The sequence below is a fragment of the Paenibacillus sp. UNC451MF genome (assembly GCF_000686845.1).
Lineage (GTDB): Bacteria > Bacillota > Bacilli > Paenibacillales > NBRC-103111 > Paenibacillus_S.
Window position 1 is genome coordinate 1 of sequence record NZ_JMLS01000051.1, and the last position, 16,138, is coordinate 16,138.

Consider the following 16,138-nt stretch of genomic DNA (forward strand, 5'->3'; position numbering starts at 1 on the left):
TGCGTCTAGACACAACAAAAACGCCTAAACTTTTTCCCAAAGCTTTCGACGTCTTTATTAAATATCCTTCCAAATTATTCTAGTTCAACCAAGCGAATAGTGCATGATGAACTCATTTCCGCTCCTGCCAGCTCTATTGATCCCTTTATATTGAAAGCCTGATTTCTCATATAACCGTTTTGCCAACACATTACTCTCATTAACAGCAAGAACGACCTCATTCATTTGCGGAAAATGGATGGAGACAAACTCCGGCAAAAGACGCATCGCCGACCGTGCAAAGCCTTTTCCTTGATGCTTACTGTCTATCGAAAAAGCTCTCATTAAAAGAGCACTCCTGTTACCGGCTAAAGTCTGAAATTCCACGCTATGATGAAGAACAAAAAATCCTACAGGCTTATTGTCAAAAAGTATAACAACCGCATGCCGATCAGGATCTTCAAGAGACAAATCAATAACGGCGCTCGGTAGCGCGACAAAGCTCTTTTGCTCCTCATCCAGACTAAAGCTTCGAATGATGGAATCCCATTCCGAACGATAAAATGCAAGCTGGCAGCTCAATGATGTTCCTCCCTCTCTGGGCGAGTGACCCCATTAATCCTTTTTATTTTCGGCGCAGCCAATATGTATCCAAGCCATAGGCAATGGCAATTCCTAAGACATACCTGACTAAATCAACCGTCAAAAATCCCTTTCCAAGTACTAGCGCACCTAATACCGTATCTCTTAGGGCTACGATCCATTCTGCTTGATACATCTGGCTGAATTCAATAGCAAAGCTGAATACGACACTGCTTCCTGCCGCCCAGATTAACCTTTCCTTGATTAAGCAAAATCGGAAACCAAAGTAGACCATACTGGCCCATAGCATATCCCCGGCATGTTTGGCGATAAGTACGGGCAGCAGGTCTGAGAATTTTCTTGAGCTTAAGCCTAAAATGATAGTGACTATTATAGCAATCAAGTATTTGATGCGTGTGCGCACAGGCAATCATCCTAGTTCATTTTTATTCATAGATTGTCTCAGAATTATCTTTCTAAAACAATAATGAGAGAATGATGAGCTACTAACGCACGGCCCTCACACTGATCCTATGAAACAAACTTAAAAAGATAATAGCTGCAAAAAACATTCAATACAAATAACAGCGGAATGCCTATTACAAATTTCATATGTTTGGTCTTGTGTCTGTGCACCCTCATAGCGGCCCAAGTACCGAGTGCGCCTCCCACTGCTGCAAATGTGAATAAACGCTTCTCAGGAATCCGCTGACCTCTTCGTTTGGCTTGAGACTTATCATATCCCATCATAAAAAAACCAATAACATTTACGACGAACAAGTAAACAATCAATATAACCATTTCGCTAACAGCCTTTCATAAACAATTTTGTCTTTCCTATTAAATTGCCATAGGGTGAATGATTCCACATTCCCGGCTCAATCTTGCCCTAACCAAAAATCCCCCGAGCCGGTGCGAACCTTCAAATTAGTCTCGCCAGCGCCGAAAACTCCCTTAAGCTTGTGATCCTCTTTACCTCTTTCCTTATAAGTCACGCCATCCCAGCCGATTTCCCCACTTCCTGAACCTCCATTAAATTGAACCATCAACGATTTAGGTTCATTCTCGAGATAGACATTAACATCACCACTCGAAGCTTCAAGATCCATATCTTGAACCAGATCATTCATTTTCACTTGAATATTGCCCGATTTCGTTTCTCCTTTAATAGAGGACTGCCCGTTAGACAGATTCACATCCCCACTCCCCGTTTGAAACATCAAACGCTCGGCTATGAAATCCTTCGTTACAATATTCCCTGATTTGGCCTGTAATGTAATTTGCTTTGATTCAATCTCGTTCACAGTTACATCGCCACTGCTTGCGGATATATCTATCACATTTCCTCTCAATTCCTCCAAATCAACGTTCCCGCTGCTTGTATGGACCTTAACAGTTTCCCATAAATTCTTCGGCAGTTCTACAGTTAGTTTCAGTTCCGAGAAGTTAATACCTAGATGGAATCCATCCGGATTCTCTACTTTTAGTTTCAAGGTGTCCGATTGAGGCTCTACGTTTAACTGAACTTGATCTGCAGTTTCACGTTTAGCACTTCCACTTAATTGAACTTCAATATCATCAGAATTTCCCCTTTTGACGATCACATCTGTACTTCCTGTATCAACGATAAGGTTGTGGATATCGGCTGCCTTTATAGATTTCTCTATATGTACAGGTTTTGTATTCCAAGAAAATATATTTTTTGCAAATCCCTGCTCATTTACAAAAAAAGCCAAAACAATAACAACTCCTGCCGCGATAAACAGTTTCCCCTTCACAGTTCCTGTACTCATTGTATCTCTCCCCAATCTATCTTAAGTAACTTCTCTTACTCACTGTATAAGCATACTTAATTTACCATGAACGCTCGTTGCACCACACTGGACCGACGAATTGATTCATCCCCCGTCTTAGGTCTAGTAATCTATAATTAGTTAGCCTATGACTAAAAAATTTGCAGCAGCTGTAACTTCTTGCTTGCTCAAACGTGTATAAGATGAGGGGAGGGCGGCAAGCTTGAAACGACAAACGCTTGATAACATATATCATATGTATGTGAAAGACGTTTACAGGTATTTAATATCCCTCTGCCGTGATCATCATGCCGCTGAAGATTTAGTACAGGAAACGTTCTATCGTGCCTATTTGTACCTGGACCACTGCAAGGATGAGAAAGTAAAGCCATGGTTGCTCCGAGTCGCTTATAACGCTTTTATCGATTCGCACCGCAAGGAGCGACGGACTACCCCCACAGGGGCACTGTTTTTCTCGAAATTATCCGATACCCAAACCCCTGACGAGCTCGTACTAAGGAAAGAGCTGTGGGACGATATTGGAGATACCATATCCGCCTTGCCTGACAATCAGAAGCAAGCGATTCTACTTCACGATTTCCACGATCTTTCCTATCAGGAAGCAGCAGATATTATGGAGATCCGATTGTCCCACTTCAAAATATTATTGTACCGAGCAAGACAAAGTCTAAGACAGCGCAAGGAAAGGACGGATCATTCATGAGCGAAGAATTCAAGCGTCAATTAAATGATTATGCGAACGGAAAATTAACCGGCATTGAAAAAGAAAAGCTGGAGCTCGAGCTAGAAAAAATGGAATCTTACCAAGCCTACCTTAACGAGTTTATGGGGGATGAAGAGGACAACCAGCGATTAAAGGAGGGCACTGCTCTTGCGACTTCCTTCCCGATCAAAGAAGCAACCTTACTGCGCAGGGGCAAATGGAAAGCAAGACTTCAAAATGCCTTGACCGCTATTGGAATCTTAATTGCATTTACCACGGTTAGCGCGATATTGACCGGTCTATTCTATAGCTTAGGCGATCGCGCAAGAACCTATCAAGATGTTATAGCCTCTGCTATTGCCTTATCTCGGCCCAACATGACCATAAGCGGCAGCACGAATTCGAATGCTTTTTTCACGATGGATTACAAAGGGACTTTTAGAAAAAAGATTGGTGGTACATTCGCTTCTGTTGGGGATTTTAACTTGAAGTTTTTGCTGGGCTTACCAAGCACAGAGCAAACCACATGGCGTAACGACAGCAGCAGTCTTGGAGCCGAGGTGTTTGATCTCCCGGATACTAAGCCTGTAAGCAGCGATCAAGCATGGACAACACTCGAGAAGCTGCCAGAAGGAACCGTCGCCGAGGCGTTCGTTTCATTGAACCGAATGGTAACGACCGATGAGCTCCTCCAAATGCTTAACGGCAAAACCATGGAGCCTGTCTGGTTCGCTGCCTTTACCGGTCAAGAGAACCGTCATGGGGATTTTTCCATAGTAATGCATCCGGTTGGTTTCCCTGCAATTCCGCTGTGGCATCCTGAGGATATGAAGATAACTAGTCATACTGAGGAAAAGAGAGGATGGTTCGGCAAGATCGTGACGGAAAGCTCCTCTTCTCCAGCTGTACAGACTCATGGAGATGGGGCACTACGTGAAAAAAACTTTCTGGACACACTGCATCTACTGCAGCAATACTCCGGCATCAGCAAACGTCTTGCACCATGGCTTGCGCTCGATCCAACCGTAACTTACTTGGAATCAAATGGAGTGAAGCTCTACGGCGTCGTATTAACAGGCCCCACCAAGGAGCTCCTGAAGCTGAAGACAGAGCCGTGGGTTTCAAGTATCCGCGTAGGAGAAGTCCGTCTTTGGAATTGGTGAATAGCAACGCTTATGAAAACCTAATTTCTCCAATGCCCCTCCTGCAATCATTGTGACACTCTAAAAAAAGGCTACCGAACCTCGGCAGCCTTCGTTTCACACCATTTAACTCAAGACTTTTTCACAGCTTCGTAAACGTAAGATTTAGTCGCTTTCGACGGTTGTTTTCCGAATTCGAAATCTGCGGACACAACAACATCAGAAAAGCCGATGCTTTCCAAGACGAGCTTGAACTCCTCGATACCATACCAGCGCAGAGCAAACCGCTGCAGCTCGGTCTGAAGGAGCTTCCCTTCGCGCCATTTCTCATATTTAAAATAAGAAATGGTATATTGTTCGAACAGATTCACTTCGACACGCTTACTTTCCATTGTAATTGTGTCGCCATTAGGAAAATTATACGTGGATGTTCCAACTTTACCTTTTTCAAATTCAAGACTATTGGGTAAAAAGATATCCAGCATGAGACGCCCACCAGGCTTCAAATGCTCGTACAATCGCTTTAAAGCTGCAATAGACTCTTCGCGCTGCTCAATCAATAAAAATGAGCCTCCAGGAATGATGATGGCTTCATATTTATCGGGCGAGGATAACTCTTGCAGCTTGGCTTCAAACAAATTGACTTGCAAGCCGCGTTCATCGCAGCGTTGGCGGCAGGAAGCCAACATTTCGGGAGATGAGTCGACTCCGTCAACTCGAAGTCCTGATTCAAGAAGCGGAATGATCACACGTCCGGAACCAACCATAGCTTCAAGAATCTTCCCGTTACAAGACTTCAATCGATCCCGATAATATTCTACATCTCCGCCAAAAGAGTGTCCTATTTTCTTCGTTAGGTCATAGACCTCCGTGCAAAGCTCGCCATAATAACTAAAAGACATAAGTAATTCCCTCCGTGGATAGTTGTTAGCACAAGAAGGGAAGCAGTTTACATGTTATTATCCCTTCTGTACCTCTAAATTCATTGAATGGATAAGGATTTTTCTGACTTTCATAGCAATCCCTCACTTTCTAATATTCTTACTTAACTATAAAACAGTGTGGAAGACACTTACAATAGGAGACTTTTTTTATAATTAAACAATCGGTACAGGTGTCTCAGCAGCAAAGCAAAGACGCCCCCTCTTGCTGCGAGGAGCCGCCTCTTTTTATTGTCCAATACTTATCATTTCCATATTTGAGCAGTCAACCCTGATGAACCACTTGATCCTGTTCTGTCTCCGTTTGGTTATTGAGAATATTATCCTCTAACACAGCGAATTTATCCCCGTATTCTTTAATAATATGTCTCTCGCCCCATGCACAGAGGGAGTCCAATATTGTTTTTAAACTCCAGCCATATTCGCTTAGCTCATACTCTACCTTAGGAGGAACCTGATTATAACTAATCCGATTGACGATACCATCCTGCTCTAGCTCTCTTAATTGCTGCGTTAGCATTTTTTGCGTAATCCCAGGCATAAGGCGCTTTAAATCGCTCGTTCTTTTCTTTCCATGAGTTAAATGACAAAGAATGACACACTTCCATTTTCCCCCGATCACTTCCAGGGTCGCTTCTACTGAGATGTTATATTTCTTTTTGACCACAGCTTATACCTCCATGACGGTTACAGGTACTATCTAGTACCTATATTACTTCAAAGTACCTATAGTACTTAAAGGTACGTACTTCCCAACTCTATTCGAATAATTCATAATAGCACTTACCGGCCGGTGATGACCATAGTGTAGGAGTGGTACAAATGACTATAGATAAAAGGGGAAGTACTCTAGCGTTACTTGCGTTAGCTATAAGCGCCTTTGCGATAGGTACAACAGAGTTTATCAGTGTAGGGCTGCTGCCCCTTATCGCACAGGATTTACAAATATCCATTACAACATCGGGTTTAACCGTTACTTTATATGCTTTAGGGGTCACTTTCGGAGCACCCATTTTAACATCTCTAACCTCAAGCATTTCACGTAAAACGCTGCTGCTGTGGATCATGATTGTTTTTATCACAGGCAATATCCTTGCAGGCGCGGCAAGTGGCATTGGCGTACTGCTAGCGGCGCGGGTTATCTCCGCGTTTGCTCACGGTGTATTCATGTCGATTGGCTCTACCATTGCAGCGGATCTTGTACCCGAGAACCGACGGGCCAGCGCTATTTCGATTATGTTTTCCGGACTTACTGTAGCCACGGTGACTGGTGTTCCCTTGGGTACCTTTGTCGGGCAGCAACTGGGTTGGCGCGCGGCATTTATCGCTATCGCTGCGGTTGGCATACTAGCTTTGGTAGCTAATATTGCTTTGGTTCCTTCCGGGCTGCGAAAAGGTATTAAAACACCCTTTCAAGAGCAGCTTAAAATTGTTACGAATGGACGATTGCTACTTGCTTTCGCCATTACCGCATTAGGATACGGGGGTACATTTGTGGTCTTTACCTATTTATCCCCGTTGCTTCACGATATAACCGGGTTTCCAGAAAAAACGGTAGCCCTTCTGCTTCTTCTATATGGAATCGCCATTGCCATCGGCAATGTTATTGGAGGCAAAGCGGCTAATCGCAAACCTGTCGCCGCGTTGTTTTATATGTTTGTTTTGCAATTCGTGATTCTCGTCGTTTTAACGTTCACGGCGCCATATAAAGCGGCTGGCTTGCTGACCATTTTCCTCATGGGATTACTGGCTTTTATGAATGTGCCGGGGCTGCAAGTCTACGTGGTCATGCTAGCCGAACGTTTTGCACCGAAAGCGATAGATGTCGCTTCTGCGGTCAATATTGCCGCTTTTAATGCAGGCATAGCCATAGGGGCCTACTTGGGAGGAATAGTAGCCGATTCAATCGGGCTCATTAACACTCCGTGGGTGGGAGCATTAATGGTTCTCGGGGCTGTTGTTTTAACAGGCTGGAGTCGTGTCTTGGAAAAGAAAGATGCTGCACGCCTTACAACCGAGAAAGCTGCCTAATCCCCCTTTCATAGCACTGGGACCTTACATTTTAAAACAAATTACAGGAGGCTTTATTATTATGAACATTCAGGCACAAGATACAGTAACATTAAACAATGGTGTAAAAATGCCCTGGCTCGGACTTGGCGTATTTAAAGTAGAAGAAGGCGCCGAGCTAGTCCAAGCTGTAAAATCAGCTATTAATCATGGTTATCGCAGCATCGATACAGCGGCTATTTATGAAAATGAGAAAAGCGTAGGACAAGGTATTCGCGAAGCCCTTCTGGAGAATCATATGAACAGAGAGGATCTCTTCGTTACTTCAAAGGTTTGGAATGCAGATCTTGGTTACGAATCAACACTCGCCGCTTATGAAACAAGCTTAAATAAACTGGGCTTGGATTATCTTGATCTATACCTCATCCATTGGCCGGTTCAAGGGAAGTATAAAGAAGCGTGGAGAGCTCTGGAGACTCTATATAAAGCTGGACGCGTTAAAGCCATCGGCGTAAGTAATTTCCAAATTCATCATCTGGAGGACTTAATGAAGGATGCTGAGATTAAACCTGTGGTGAACCAAGTTGAATTTCACCCCCGTTTGACCCAGCAGCCATTAAGGGACTTTTGCAAGGAACAAAACATTCAGTTTGAAGCTTGGTCCCCGTTAATGCAGGGCCAATTATTGGATAACCCTGTCTTACAAGAGCTCGCAGCTAAATATGGCAAATCTATTGCCCAAGTCATCTTGCGCTGGGATTTGCAGCACGGTGTGATTACCATTCCAAAATCCACTAAAGAGAGTCGTATTATTGAAAATGCAGCTCTGTTCGACTTTGAGCTAACGAAAGAAGATATGACTCAAATAGATCAATTGAATCAAAATCTTCGAGTCGGTCCTGACCCAGATAACTTTGATTTTTAATACTGAGTTTAGCGGAATAAGTCCATTTTCATAAAAGATACCATTTAAAAAGGCAGCGGTAGTTGGACAAATTAACATTGTCCTTGGCTACCGCTGCCTTTTTTCAACTCCTAGTCATCCTTACCATGCATAAGCCTTCGGCGCATCGCCTCCAGGCCCCGGGAAAATCTCATCTAACCGCTTTAGCACATCCTCATTCAGCTGAATATCTACGACACGAAGCGTGCTCTGGAATTGCTCCAGTGTCCGTGGCCCAATGATAGGCGCTGTCATCGCCTGATGAACCAGCGTCCAAGCCAGTGCTACATTAGCTTCGCTTTCTCCAAGCTCCTTGCACAGCTTGCTGAACGCCTCCAACTGATCGCGGCGCTGTTCGGCACGCGCCTGGTTACGAACGCTGCGGGACCCTTGAGCAGGGTTCAATGCGTTACCGCCAAGCAAACCGCCGTCAAGCGGACTCCAGGCGATAACTCCGATGCCGAATTCCTCAGCCGCTGGAAGCACCTCCAGCTCAGGCCATCTGCACAGCAAGCTGTATTTGTGCTGCTCCGACACGAGTCCCAGGAAATGACGGTTTTTGGCTTCGTACTGTGCTTTCACCAAATCTCGTCCTGCGAAGTTACTGGCACCAACATAGCCGATTTTCCCTTGATAAATATGCACCCGAAACGCTTCCCAGAGTTCCTCCCAAGCGACATTTCGATCGACGTGATGCATCTGGTACAGCTCAATGTGATCGGTTTGAAGACGGTTTAGTGAAGCGTCCAAGTGACGCCGTATTTTATAAGAGGATAATCCCCGAGCCGCATTGGGCCCGTCGTTCGGATCTTCCATATCTCCATACACTTTGGTAGCCAGTACCACTTTCTCACGGCGACCTCCGCCTAGGGCGAACCAGCGTCCGATAATTTCCTCGGTTTTCCCGCGTGCTCCTACCCCACCGTATACGTTGGCCGTATCAAAAAAGTTGACACCTGCATCCACCGCAGCGTCCATAATCCGATAGGCTTCCTTCTCATCCGTATCGACACCGAAGTTCATAGTTCCCAAACAAAGCTTGCTGACCTTTAATCCGGAACGGCCTAAATAAGTGTACTCCATTATAAATACCTCCTTATTTTGAATCCTACGGTACTGACCTTCCTCATCATACCGCTCCTTGTCTTTTTTTAACAGTACGCAAAAATAGGTGAGATAGGAAGTCAAGGGAAATTTAGTTACCTTCAAGTAAGTCCTATTCTTAGGCAAAAAAACATGTCAAAAGCACCTTTATATTTCAAACTCAATAATGTATCTTATTAATTACTCATAAAAAGGAGCATTTATCCATATTATTCGGAAAATGATGGGAAACCTCTCGAAAGATACCCACTGATTCACGGTTTGAATCACGAATAGATTGTAATGGACAGCTCTTAGTAAAAAATGCCGAATCAGCACAGCATAAGTGCTAGTACGGGGGACATATTTCTTGGGGTGAATATTCGCTTGTCTTGCGCAGCGACTAAGGGAAAACCTCTTCCCTAACCCGTCAACTAACCTCGGAGGCTTATAGGAGGAATTAACTTTTGAAGTTGTTTGGTAAAAAGTTTGTTTATGTGTGCGCGTTTCTTACTTGCTCGCTCTTTTCTGCGGCTCATGCTCATGCCGCGTCTCCGAATGAAGGAGTCAAGATTCAGGTTAATGATACGCTCGTTAATTTTCCTGAAGGACAGCCTGTCGTGGATACTCAATCTCAGCTTCAAGTGCCATTTCGTCCTCTGATGGAATCACTCGGTTACCAGATCAGTTGGTCACAAGAAGGTAGAGAAATTCGAGTCACCATGAAAAAAGACGATCAAACCTTATCCTTGAAGACCGGAGATACATTCGTGATGGTCAATGGGAAAAAGGCGGATGTGAATTCCCTGATCGGGATGGACAAAGGAAGTATATATGTACCGCTCCGATTCATTTCGGAAACGCTCGGAAACAAAGTTCAATGGGACGACGAGAACCAAATCGCCATTGTGGATGCAGACGGAAAATATCATGCCCCAGCCTGGTACAAGGCTAAGAAACAAGATAGTGTGCTCCAGTTTGCTCAAAGCTATCTGGGCGTACCCTACTCATGGGGAGGAGACACTCCCAGCGGGTTTGATTGTTCAGGGTTCATACGTTATGTATTTACCCATACTCGGGGAATTGATTTACCCCGGACATCCACTGCAATGTACTATGGCGTAGGAGTCGCTGTAGCCACTCCAACACCGGGCGATCTAGTCTACTTTTCCAAAAGCGGAACATCTCACGTCGGTATTTACCTGGGTAACGGGCAATTCATCTCAGCAACAACGTCCCATGGGGTTCATGTCGATTCTCTGTACAGCTCCTATTGGGGTTCCAGATACATAGGTGCAAAAAGTATCTAGTTCATCTATACCCGGGCAACCATTAGATATTAGCTTCTTTTTTTTCGTTATTTCAAAATCAAAGCTATAGCAAAGAACCTTGCTGCTCTTGCAGCAAGGTTCTTTTTCATTAGAGAAGATGACCCGTAAAATTCTCTAATGTCATCTGGAGAGCAGGTCTAGTACCGATGACGACCGTAGCATCCAGTTCATCTGAACGGGCCACCCTCGGTATAAGCCCAACGCTGGCGAAGATTTCAACCGTCTGCGGCGCCTGTCGTTCACTGGCTTCGACCAGCAGGTGGCCGCCCGGTGCCAGCCAGAGTGGAGCCGCGGCTGCCAACCGCCGCTGAATGTCAAGCCCATCCTTTCCGCCGTCGAGCGCTACCCGCGCCTCATGGATGCGGGCCTCCGGAGGAAGCAGCCCCATCACATCGGTGGGTACGTAGGGTGTATTGGCTACTAGCACATCAATGCGGCCTTGCAATGCAATGGGCAGCGCCTCGTAAAGGTCGCCTTCGTATACATGGCCACCGGCAGCAGCCATGTTGCGTCTAGCGCATTTCACCGCAGAGGGATCGATGTCGGCAGCGTGCAACTCGATCCTTTCCAAAGCAGCAGCCAGCACGGTCCCTAAAGCACCCGAGCCACAGCACAGATCCACCACCACAGCCCCTGACCAGGCTAGGGCAACGCCCTGACGGGCAAGAAACTCGGTTCGTTTGCGGGGGACGAAGACGCCTGTGTCCACCTCTATTCGCAGACCGCAGAACTCTGCCCAGCCGATAACATGCTCGAGGGGCAACCCCGCAGCTCGCTGGTCGACCATGGCGGCAAGCTCGGCTGCTGTCCGTGCCGCTGAAATGAGCAACTGAGCCTCATCTTCCGCAAACACACAACCTGCATCCCGAAGCCTAGTTACAATCTCTGTATAAATGACAGCTCCGTGAAAGTGACCACCATTCACAATAATCCTACCAAAGAATAGAATGTCATCTCATGATTAACCTTTGTAATAGACTCCAACTTAAAGCTTTGCACTTTTCTTATGTCCATAAGCTCCCCCTCATTTCGGGTTTCGTTTGTAAACTAATCTGCTTAAGATCAATTTAGTTGATATATTCATCTTATCTCCGCCGCAGAATGCTGGACAGATACAAATTCGTTATAAGAATTTATCCCGCTCTCTAAATGAATAAAGGCCGCCTTATAGAGGCAGCCCTTACCTAGTTTTTATTTAGCTATAGAATCAGGAGACAGCGAGTTAGCGTCCCAGCCGGTAATGATTTCCTTTACACTGTTTGCAGCATGGGCGCAAAACTCCTCGGTCATCGCTTCTGTAATATATTGTGGAGTTCCCCCAGGCTCTTTAGCCAGAAGATCAAACCAATGGACTGTCCGGTACCGCCAATAGTGTACTTCATCCAAGGAAACATAGGGTTCCAGGGAAAAGGACTTAGACTGTATCAATTTGTTCCAAACCTCGCTAGTCCACTGTTTATTTTTGTAGTAGGAAAAATCGATCGTATCCGTGTCTTGGTAATAGGCTTTTCTTATCTGATCGGCTTCCAATCCGTCATTCTCAGCTTTCTCTTTAAACCTGTAGTACACATGCTGCAGCCATAAGTAATCCGTGAGTAAATGAGCAAAGTATCCCCTGACAAACCACTTCCATTCCTCATCGGTACTTTTATTGAGGTAATGTGCATAAATCCTCTGGGCAAACTCCAACTTATTCGGTTCGGATTCGATGTCCAAATGCGACCTTTTCTTATCTTCCCTGCTCGCATTTTTCCGCATATGAATAGCATCCGGTGCAATACTGCCAAGAACAAAAGCAGCAGGTAGGTCTTCTTTACCAAAATAGTTGACGGCAACTTGAAAATGAATCATAGGCAGCGGCATTCTGCGGGGCACCTCGTCTCTCTTATTCTCTCTCTTCAAACATACCATTTATTTTCATTTATGGAAATGATGGAAGTGTGATAGAACACTGATAAAGTCATGAGGGGAAAAGGTTCCAATAAAAGATCCTCAAGGCTACACGATTGGTTTTGGAGAATCACAATAAAACATAAAGGGTTCGTGAAAAACTAAGTCTTGAGAACGATGCGCCTCCCCTTTTTTTATGATATTCTTAATTAGTTATACGAACGTGTGTACGTACTTAGAGCAGCATCTTAGAACAATCGGAGGGTAGATCATCATGCTTCAACGAACACATGGGGTGGCTGGAGTCGTAGCGGCGGAATGTGTGCTGCAGTACTTCCATGTTCCACTATGGTCATGGGAGACGGCGGGTGCCGTCCTGCTAGGCTGTTTTGCTGGGCCTCTTGCCGATATCGACAAACCTGGATCCGTCATGGCCAAATTATTTTTCCCGTTATCCGCTCTACTGAAATTGTTGAACATTCACCATCGCACTTTGACGCATTCCATTATTTTTATGATTTTGATTGCGATGGCTATAGAGCCCGTTAATCCACTGTATTATTGGACTTTTCTGCTGGCATACGCCTCTCACCCATTCATCGATTTATTCAATGAGCAAGGAGTAGCGCTGCTGTGGCCCATCCGCAAGAAAATACGACTGCTCCCCAAATTTCTTGCTATCGACACAGGCTCGCGTGCGGAGGACGTGTTTCGGTTCGTCCTTGTTTGTCTGGGCCTCTGGCTTCTAATTCGCTACGCGCTTGCCGGAATGTGACTCCTAGCAAAGCTCCGCATCTTGAGATTGCGGAGCTTTTATTCTTACCTCAGTCCTGCCATTATTCACGACAGATCATCAATTTATTGCCATCTGGATCCTTTACAACAAACCAATGGTTATGTTCAATTTCCGTTACAAGCTCAACGCCAAGCTCTTTCATATAGTCAAGTGAGCTCTGTAGGTCATCGGTCATCAGCATAAAGGCAGGGGTCTCAATGGACGGCGCTCCGCCTGGTTGGTCGCCTCCCCACTTAGGCATTGTATCCAAGATAATACCCGTTCCCTCCATCGGCAGTGTGCACAAGTGACCAAAAGAAATTTTGCATTCAGCCTCTTCCAGCCCAAGAACTCGGCAATACCAGCTACGGGACTTTTCGATATCTCGCACTGGAACAAAAATGCTTCCCACTTTGTTCTTGATCGGACTCCTGCGTATAAAACCTTCCTCAGATTGATGTTGTTTGTTCACCGCTTTTCCTCCATTGATCATTTTTAACGCTTTCGGAACCATCACAGGTCGGTAACCTCCCGGCGGCTCTTTACGAATTGATCTTATGTACATGGTTAATCCTCCCGGAATATTCTGAATCGGTAGGGAGTATCGGGCGAATCCTTCTCTCTCGTAATTGTATCGTTCGCAAATAACGTACTTTCGGTCATTTGCGCCTACTTGAATCCGGTGATCGCTGATATATTGATCTATACTATGGCCTGCTGCTTTAAAGTCCCCGCTCTTGTTGGGCACAACAATACACTTTTGCGGCGGCAATATGGTTCTGAAATACCACTCCGGAACATCGACGAAAGAGTCAACTTCTACACAAAGTATGTACGCATGCATATCAGACTGTTGCTGTGTGGAAACTTCAGGCCAAATCCCATAATGAACGGAAGCATTCTTTACAGATGGCCAATGCTTCGTAGAGGACAATAGCGCCTCTTTTGCATGCTGATATTTACCGTTCATATCTTTCAAGCTTATACAAGGAATTCCGATCAATTTTAGTTCGCTATGTTCAACGATATGGGGCTTCATATCCTCCAACACTTGGGTCAGCACCTCGCTCTTAGATTGTTGATGCAGCGCTTTCGCCCCGGTACCTGTTTCGGCTTGTAGCTGTCCGGACACCGCCCCTCCATTCTCCAGCACTCGCTCCTTCAGTAACCCAATATTCTTCGAGTGCAGCTCCAGTGCGTGCTTCGGTCGATCGTCCAGGCTCCAGTGCATGGGCTGGAGGTTCGCTGGATCATCCACTTGCACCAAGCGGATCATAGGTTGAAGATCAAGCTCCTGATCCAGATGCTCCTCGATATAGTCAATCGCCCGTTGCACAGACTCCACATAGCTCATATTTTCACCCGTCATCCATTACTTCTTGATCATTATTATACCAGGGGGAATTATATCCAATAGGTTCAATATTCTCAGATATTAGATGGAATTTGGTTCAAAGAAACTCGCGTACATCCGAATTGGATTGTGGCGAGTCTATCCGCGTCTTATCTTTTTTTGATATAGAGTATTAAACCAACGATCAATATAGCAAGAATCCCTAAAAATAAAATGATGTTAGTCCAATGAATAAACAATATAATGAGTCTCCTTTCTGTTACACAAGCTTACGCTCGAGCCATGACAATAGCGGGTGAAGAGTGCGCATCATATTCGTTCTGCCCTGCTCGTCCACGTAGGGGCTTCGCGTACGAAAATAGTCCGGGTGGCTCCCGATTAAAGGTATGTCGACAATCTCTCCAGGTGGATAAGCTCTCATTTTCCAGAACTTAAGATGACCGAACCCGTGCACCCAACCTCCCCAGCGTCCCAATCGGGTAACCGGATCTCTCTTACCTCCTGCCCCAACGGCGGATAAGAAAAGAACTCGGTCTTTAATATTAATAGGAATGGGGCATTTGGGAGATCCGATCTGAACGACAAGCGGCGGTGAATAACCTGCCTTAATCAACTGCCCTGCCACCTGTACGGCACTAACGCCGCCCCCACTGTGCCCGATTAGGACCACATTAAGTCCGGCTTCCGCCGCCTCGAAAATACGTGCACTTGCCACTCCCGCTCCAATGGAGGTCCAAACTCGTTCCTGAATATCCGTCAAGTCACGGAAGATCGCTGCTAGTTGGTTCATTGTTCTTTGTGACCAATCGCCGAAAGGATAGATAGAATCAGCCTCCACAAAATACCCGCAACGCCTCAGCTGTAATGACAGTTCCTCCCGGAACTCATCCATAAACCCTGGCGCCGTTGCAATTCCTGCGAGCGTAAACAATGCTATTCTGGTGTCCTTTTGCTTCAAATCACATCGCGCCCCATCTATATCCATATATCCTCTATTTTACATCTCTGAGTACCTCAACTCCATCCTTGACCGTTACCCGGCTGCCGGCAATTATCCAATAGGACTAAGAAGATCAGTCCGCATTTATATTTAATAACACGAGATTCGCCAAACAAGTATAATGGATAGAAGAACAGGAGGAGGATACTATGAACAAAAAACGGGTTTTTACAGGCTCCCCTTGGGAACCGATTGTAGGTTATTGCCGTGCCATTCGTGTGGGCAATCGAATCGAAGTCGCTGGAACGACAGCTATGAAAGATGGGGAAGTTATCGGGATTGGAGATGCCTACATGCAAACCAAATTCGTACTGCAAACCATCGAAAAAGCTCTTGTAGAATTGGGCTCGGACATGACTCACGTAGTTAGAACACGAATGTTCGTTACGGACATCTCCAAGTGGGAGGAAATTGGAAAAGCACATGGCGAGTTTTTCAGAGATATTCAACCTGTGGCGACTATGGTGGAAGTTAAGGCCCTCATAGACCCACAGTTAATGGTTGAAATAGAGGTCGAGGCTGTTGTAGATTCTTCGTACACAGACTAAGACCGATCCAAGAAATGCAAAAATCCGTGCTTCAGCAAAGCTT

18 protein-coding genes and 1 riboswitch are annotated in these 16,138 nt (G+C 45.4%); of the genes, 7 read left to right on the forward strand and 11 right to left on the reverse strand.

Annotation, left to right across the window (positions count from 1 at the left end):
• Positions 1 to 84: 84 nt before the first annotated feature.
• From BP97_RS0130035 to BP97_RS0130050, 4 genes are all read right to left on the reverse strand, one after another.
• The gene (locus BP97_RS0130035) at positions 85 to 561 is read right to left on the reverse strand and encodes a GNAT family N-acetyltransferase (protein ID WP_028552420.1); all 477 of its coding nucleotides are present in this window, start codon (positions 559 to 561) and stop codon (positions 85 to 87) included.
• A gap of 43 nt (positions 562 to 604) precedes the next feature.
• A complete protein-coding gene (locus tag BP97_RS0130040; RefSeq protein ID WP_231506499.1) occupies positions 605 to 985 on the reverse strand; it encodes a ribosomal maturation YjgA family protein in 381 nt (126 codons plus the stop codon).
• A gap of 107 nt (positions 986 to 1,092) precedes the next feature.
• The gene (locus tag BP97_RS0130045) at positions 1,093 to 1,362 is read right to left on the reverse strand and encodes a DUF1294 domain-containing protein (RefSeq protein WP_028552422.1); all 270 of its coding nucleotides are present in this window, start codon (positions 1,360 to 1,362) and stop codon (positions 1,093 to 1,095) included.
• A 77-nt stretch (positions 1,363 to 1,439) separates the two neighbouring features.
• Positions 1,440 to 2,354, reverse strand: a complete 915-nt coding sequence (locus BP97_RS0130050; RefSeq protein WP_028552423.1) for a DUF4097 family beta strand repeat-containing protein — start codon at positions 2,352 to 2,354, stop codon at positions 1,440 to 1,442.
• A gap of 223 nt (positions 2,355 to 2,577) precedes the next feature.
• Here BP97_RS0130050 and BP97_RS0130055 point away from each other — a divergent pair, with 223 nt between their 5' ends.
• Together BP97_RS0130055 and BP97_RS0130060 are read left to right on the forward strand one after the other, a co-directional pair.
• Entirely contained in the window at positions 2,578 to 3,078 is a 501-nt protein-coding gene (locus BP97_RS0130055) for a sigma-70 family RNA polymerase sigma factor (RefSeq protein ID WP_028552424.1), read from the forward strand.
• A complete protein-coding gene (locus BP97_RS0130060; protein WP_028552425.1) occupies positions 3,075 to 4,241 on the forward strand; it encodes an anti-sigma factor in 1,167 nt (388 codons plus the stop codon). Before BP97_RS0130055 ends, BP97_RS0130060 begins: the two co-directional genes overlap by 4 nt.
• Positions 4,242 to 4,351: 110 nt before the next feature.
• Here the strand turns inward: BP97_RS0130060 and BP97_RS0130065 are convergent, their stop codons facing one another.
• Both BP97_RS0130065 and BP97_RS0130070 read right to left on the reverse strand, forming a co-directional pair.
• Positions 4,352 to 5,122 carry a class I SAM-dependent methyltransferase gene (locus tag BP97_RS0130065; RefSeq protein WP_028552426.1) on the reverse strand — a complete coding sequence of 257 codons (771 nt, stop codon included), beginning with the start codon at positions 5,120 to 5,122 and terminating at the stop codon, positions 4,352 to 4,354.
• Positions 5,123 to 5,426: 304 nt separating this feature from the next.
• A complete protein-coding gene (locus BP97_RS0130070; RefSeq protein ID WP_028552427.1) occupies positions 5,427 to 5,828 on the reverse strand; it encodes a winged helix-turn-helix transcriptional regulator in 402 nt (133 codons plus the stop codon).
• 155 nt (positions 5,829 to 5,983) lie between these two features.
• On the opposite strand from BP97_RS0130070, the gene BP97_RS0130075 reads away from it, so the two are divergent.
• Positions 5,984 to 7,192 carry an MFS transporter gene (locus BP97_RS0130075; protein WP_028552428.1) on the forward strand — a complete coding sequence of 403 codons (1,209 nt, stop codon included), beginning with the start codon at positions 5,984 to 5,986 and terminating at the stop codon, positions 7,190 to 7,192.
• Positions 7,193 to 7,253: 61 nt separating this feature from the next.
• Entirely contained in the window at positions 7,254 to 8,096 is an 843-nt protein-coding gene (locus tag BP97_RS0130080; RefSeq protein ID WP_028552429.1) for an aldo/keto reductase, read from the forward strand.
• A gap of 120 nt (positions 8,097 to 8,216) precedes the next feature.
• Here the strand turns inward: BP97_RS0130080 and BP97_RS0130085 are convergent, their stop codons facing one another.
• Positions 8,217 to 9,197 carry an aldo/keto reductase gene (locus tag BP97_RS0130085; RefSeq protein ID WP_028552430.1) on the reverse strand — a complete coding sequence of 327 codons (981 nt, stop codon included), beginning with the start codon at positions 9,195 to 9,197 and terminating at the stop codon, positions 8,217 to 8,219.
• 315 nt (positions 9,198 to 9,512) lie between these two features.
• Positions 9,513 to 9,661: riboswitch (cyclic di-AMP (ydaO/yuaA leader) on the forward strand.
• A gap of 3 nt (positions 9,662 to 9,664) precedes the next feature.
• Here BP97_RS0130085 and BP97_RS0130090 point away from each other — a divergent pair.
• The gene (locus tag BP97_RS0130090) at positions 9,665 to 10,507 is read left to right on the forward strand and encodes a C40 family peptidase (protein ID WP_028552431.1); all 843 of its coding nucleotides are present in this window, start codon (positions 9,665 to 9,667) and stop codon (positions 10,505 to 10,507) included.
• Positions 10,508 to 10,616: 109 nt separating this feature from the next.
• On the opposite strand, the gene BP97_RS37910 is transcribed toward BP97_RS0130090, so the two are convergent.
• Entirely contained in the window at positions 10,617 to 11,423 is an 807-nt protein-coding gene (locus BP97_RS37910) for a putative protein N(5)-glutamine methyltransferase (RefSeq protein WP_081824435.1), read from the reverse strand.
• A 296-nt stretch (positions 11,424 to 11,719) separates the two neighbouring features.
• The gene (locus BP97_RS0130105; RefSeq protein ID WP_028552432.1) at positions 11,720 to 12,391 is read right to left on the reverse strand and encodes a zinc dependent phospholipase C family protein; all 672 of its coding nucleotides are present in this window, start codon (positions 12,389 to 12,391) and stop codon (positions 11,720 to 11,722) included.
• Between the two features lie 301 nt (positions 12,392 to 12,692).
• Here BP97_RS0130105 and BP97_RS0130110 point away from each other — a divergent pair, with 301 nt between their 5' ends.
• The gene (locus BP97_RS0130110) at positions 12,693 to 13,193 is read left to right on the forward strand and encodes a metal-dependent hydrolase (RefSeq protein WP_028552433.1); all 501 of its coding nucleotides are present in this window, start codon (positions 12,693 to 12,695) and stop codon (positions 13,191 to 13,193) included.
• A gap of 61 nt (positions 13,194 to 13,254) precedes the next feature.
• On the opposite strand, the gene BP97_RS0130115 is transcribed toward BP97_RS0130110, so the two are convergent.
• On the reverse strand, positions 13,255 to 13,665 hold the full coding sequence (locus BP97_RS0130115; RefSeq protein ID WP_028552435.1) for a VOC family protein: 411 nt from the start codon (positions 13,663 to 13,665) through the stop codon (positions 13,255 to 13,257).
• 1,141 nt (positions 13,666 to 14,806) lie between these two features.
• Complete coding sequence (locus BP97_RS37920; protein WP_051621058.1) at positions 14,807 to 15,532, reverse strand: hypothetical protein; 726 nt, start codon at positions 15,530 to 15,532, stop codon at positions 14,807 to 14,809.
• Positions 15,533 to 15,696: 164 nt separating this feature from the next.
• On the opposite strand from BP97_RS37920, the gene BP97_RS0130130 reads away from it, so the two are divergent.
• Complete coding sequence (locus tag BP97_RS0130130) at positions 15,697 to 16,095, forward strand: RidA family protein (RefSeq protein WP_028552434.1); 399 nt, start codon at positions 15,697 to 15,699, stop codon at positions 16,093 to 16,095.
• Positions 16,096 to 16,138: the final 43 nt, after the last annotated feature.

Coding starts and splice junctions, on each gene's coding strand:
- BP97_RS0130080 (WP_028552429.1), top strand. CDS start 7,254: ATGAACATTCAGGCACAAGATACAGTAACATTAAACAATGGTGTAAAA.
- BP97_RS0130060 (WP_028552425.1), top strand. CDS start 3,075: ATGAGCGAAGAATTCAAGCGTCAATTAAATGATTATGCGAACGGAAAA.
- BP97_RS0130045 (WP_028552422.1), bottom strand. CDS start 1,362: ATGGTTATATTGATTGTTTACTTGTTCGTCGTAAATGTTATTGGTTTT.
- BP97_RS37920 (WP_051621058.1), bottom strand. CDS start 15,532: ATGGATATAGATGGGGCGCGATGTGATTTGAAGCAAAAGGACACCAGA.
- BP97_RS0130050 (WP_028552423.1), bottom strand. CDS start 2,354: ATGAGTACAGGAACTGTGAAGGGGAAACTGTTTATCGCGGCAGGAGTT.
- BP97_RS0130130 (WP_028552434.1), top strand. CDS start 15,697: ATGAACAAAAAACGGGTTTTTACAGGCTCCCCTTGGGAACCGATTGTA.
- BP97_RS0130085 (WP_028552430.1), bottom strand. CDS start 9,197: ATGGAGTACACTTATTTAGGCCGTTCCGGATTAAAGGTCAGCAAGCTT.
- BP97_RS0130065 (WP_028552426.1), bottom strand. CDS start 5,122: ATGTCTTTTAGTTATTATGGCGAGCTTTGCACGGAGGTCTATGACCTA.
- BP97_RS0130075 (WP_028552428.1), top strand. CDS start 5,984: ATGACTATAGATAAAAGGGGAAGTACTCTAGCGTTACTTGCGTTAGCT.
- BP97_RS0130110 (WP_028552433.1), top strand. CDS start 12,693: ATGCTTCAACGAACACATGGGGTGGCTGGAGTCGTAGCGGCGGAATGT.
- BP97_RS0130105 (WP_028552432.1), bottom strand. CDS start 12,391: ATGCCGCTGCCTATGATTCATTTTCAAGTTGCCGTCAACTATTTTGGT.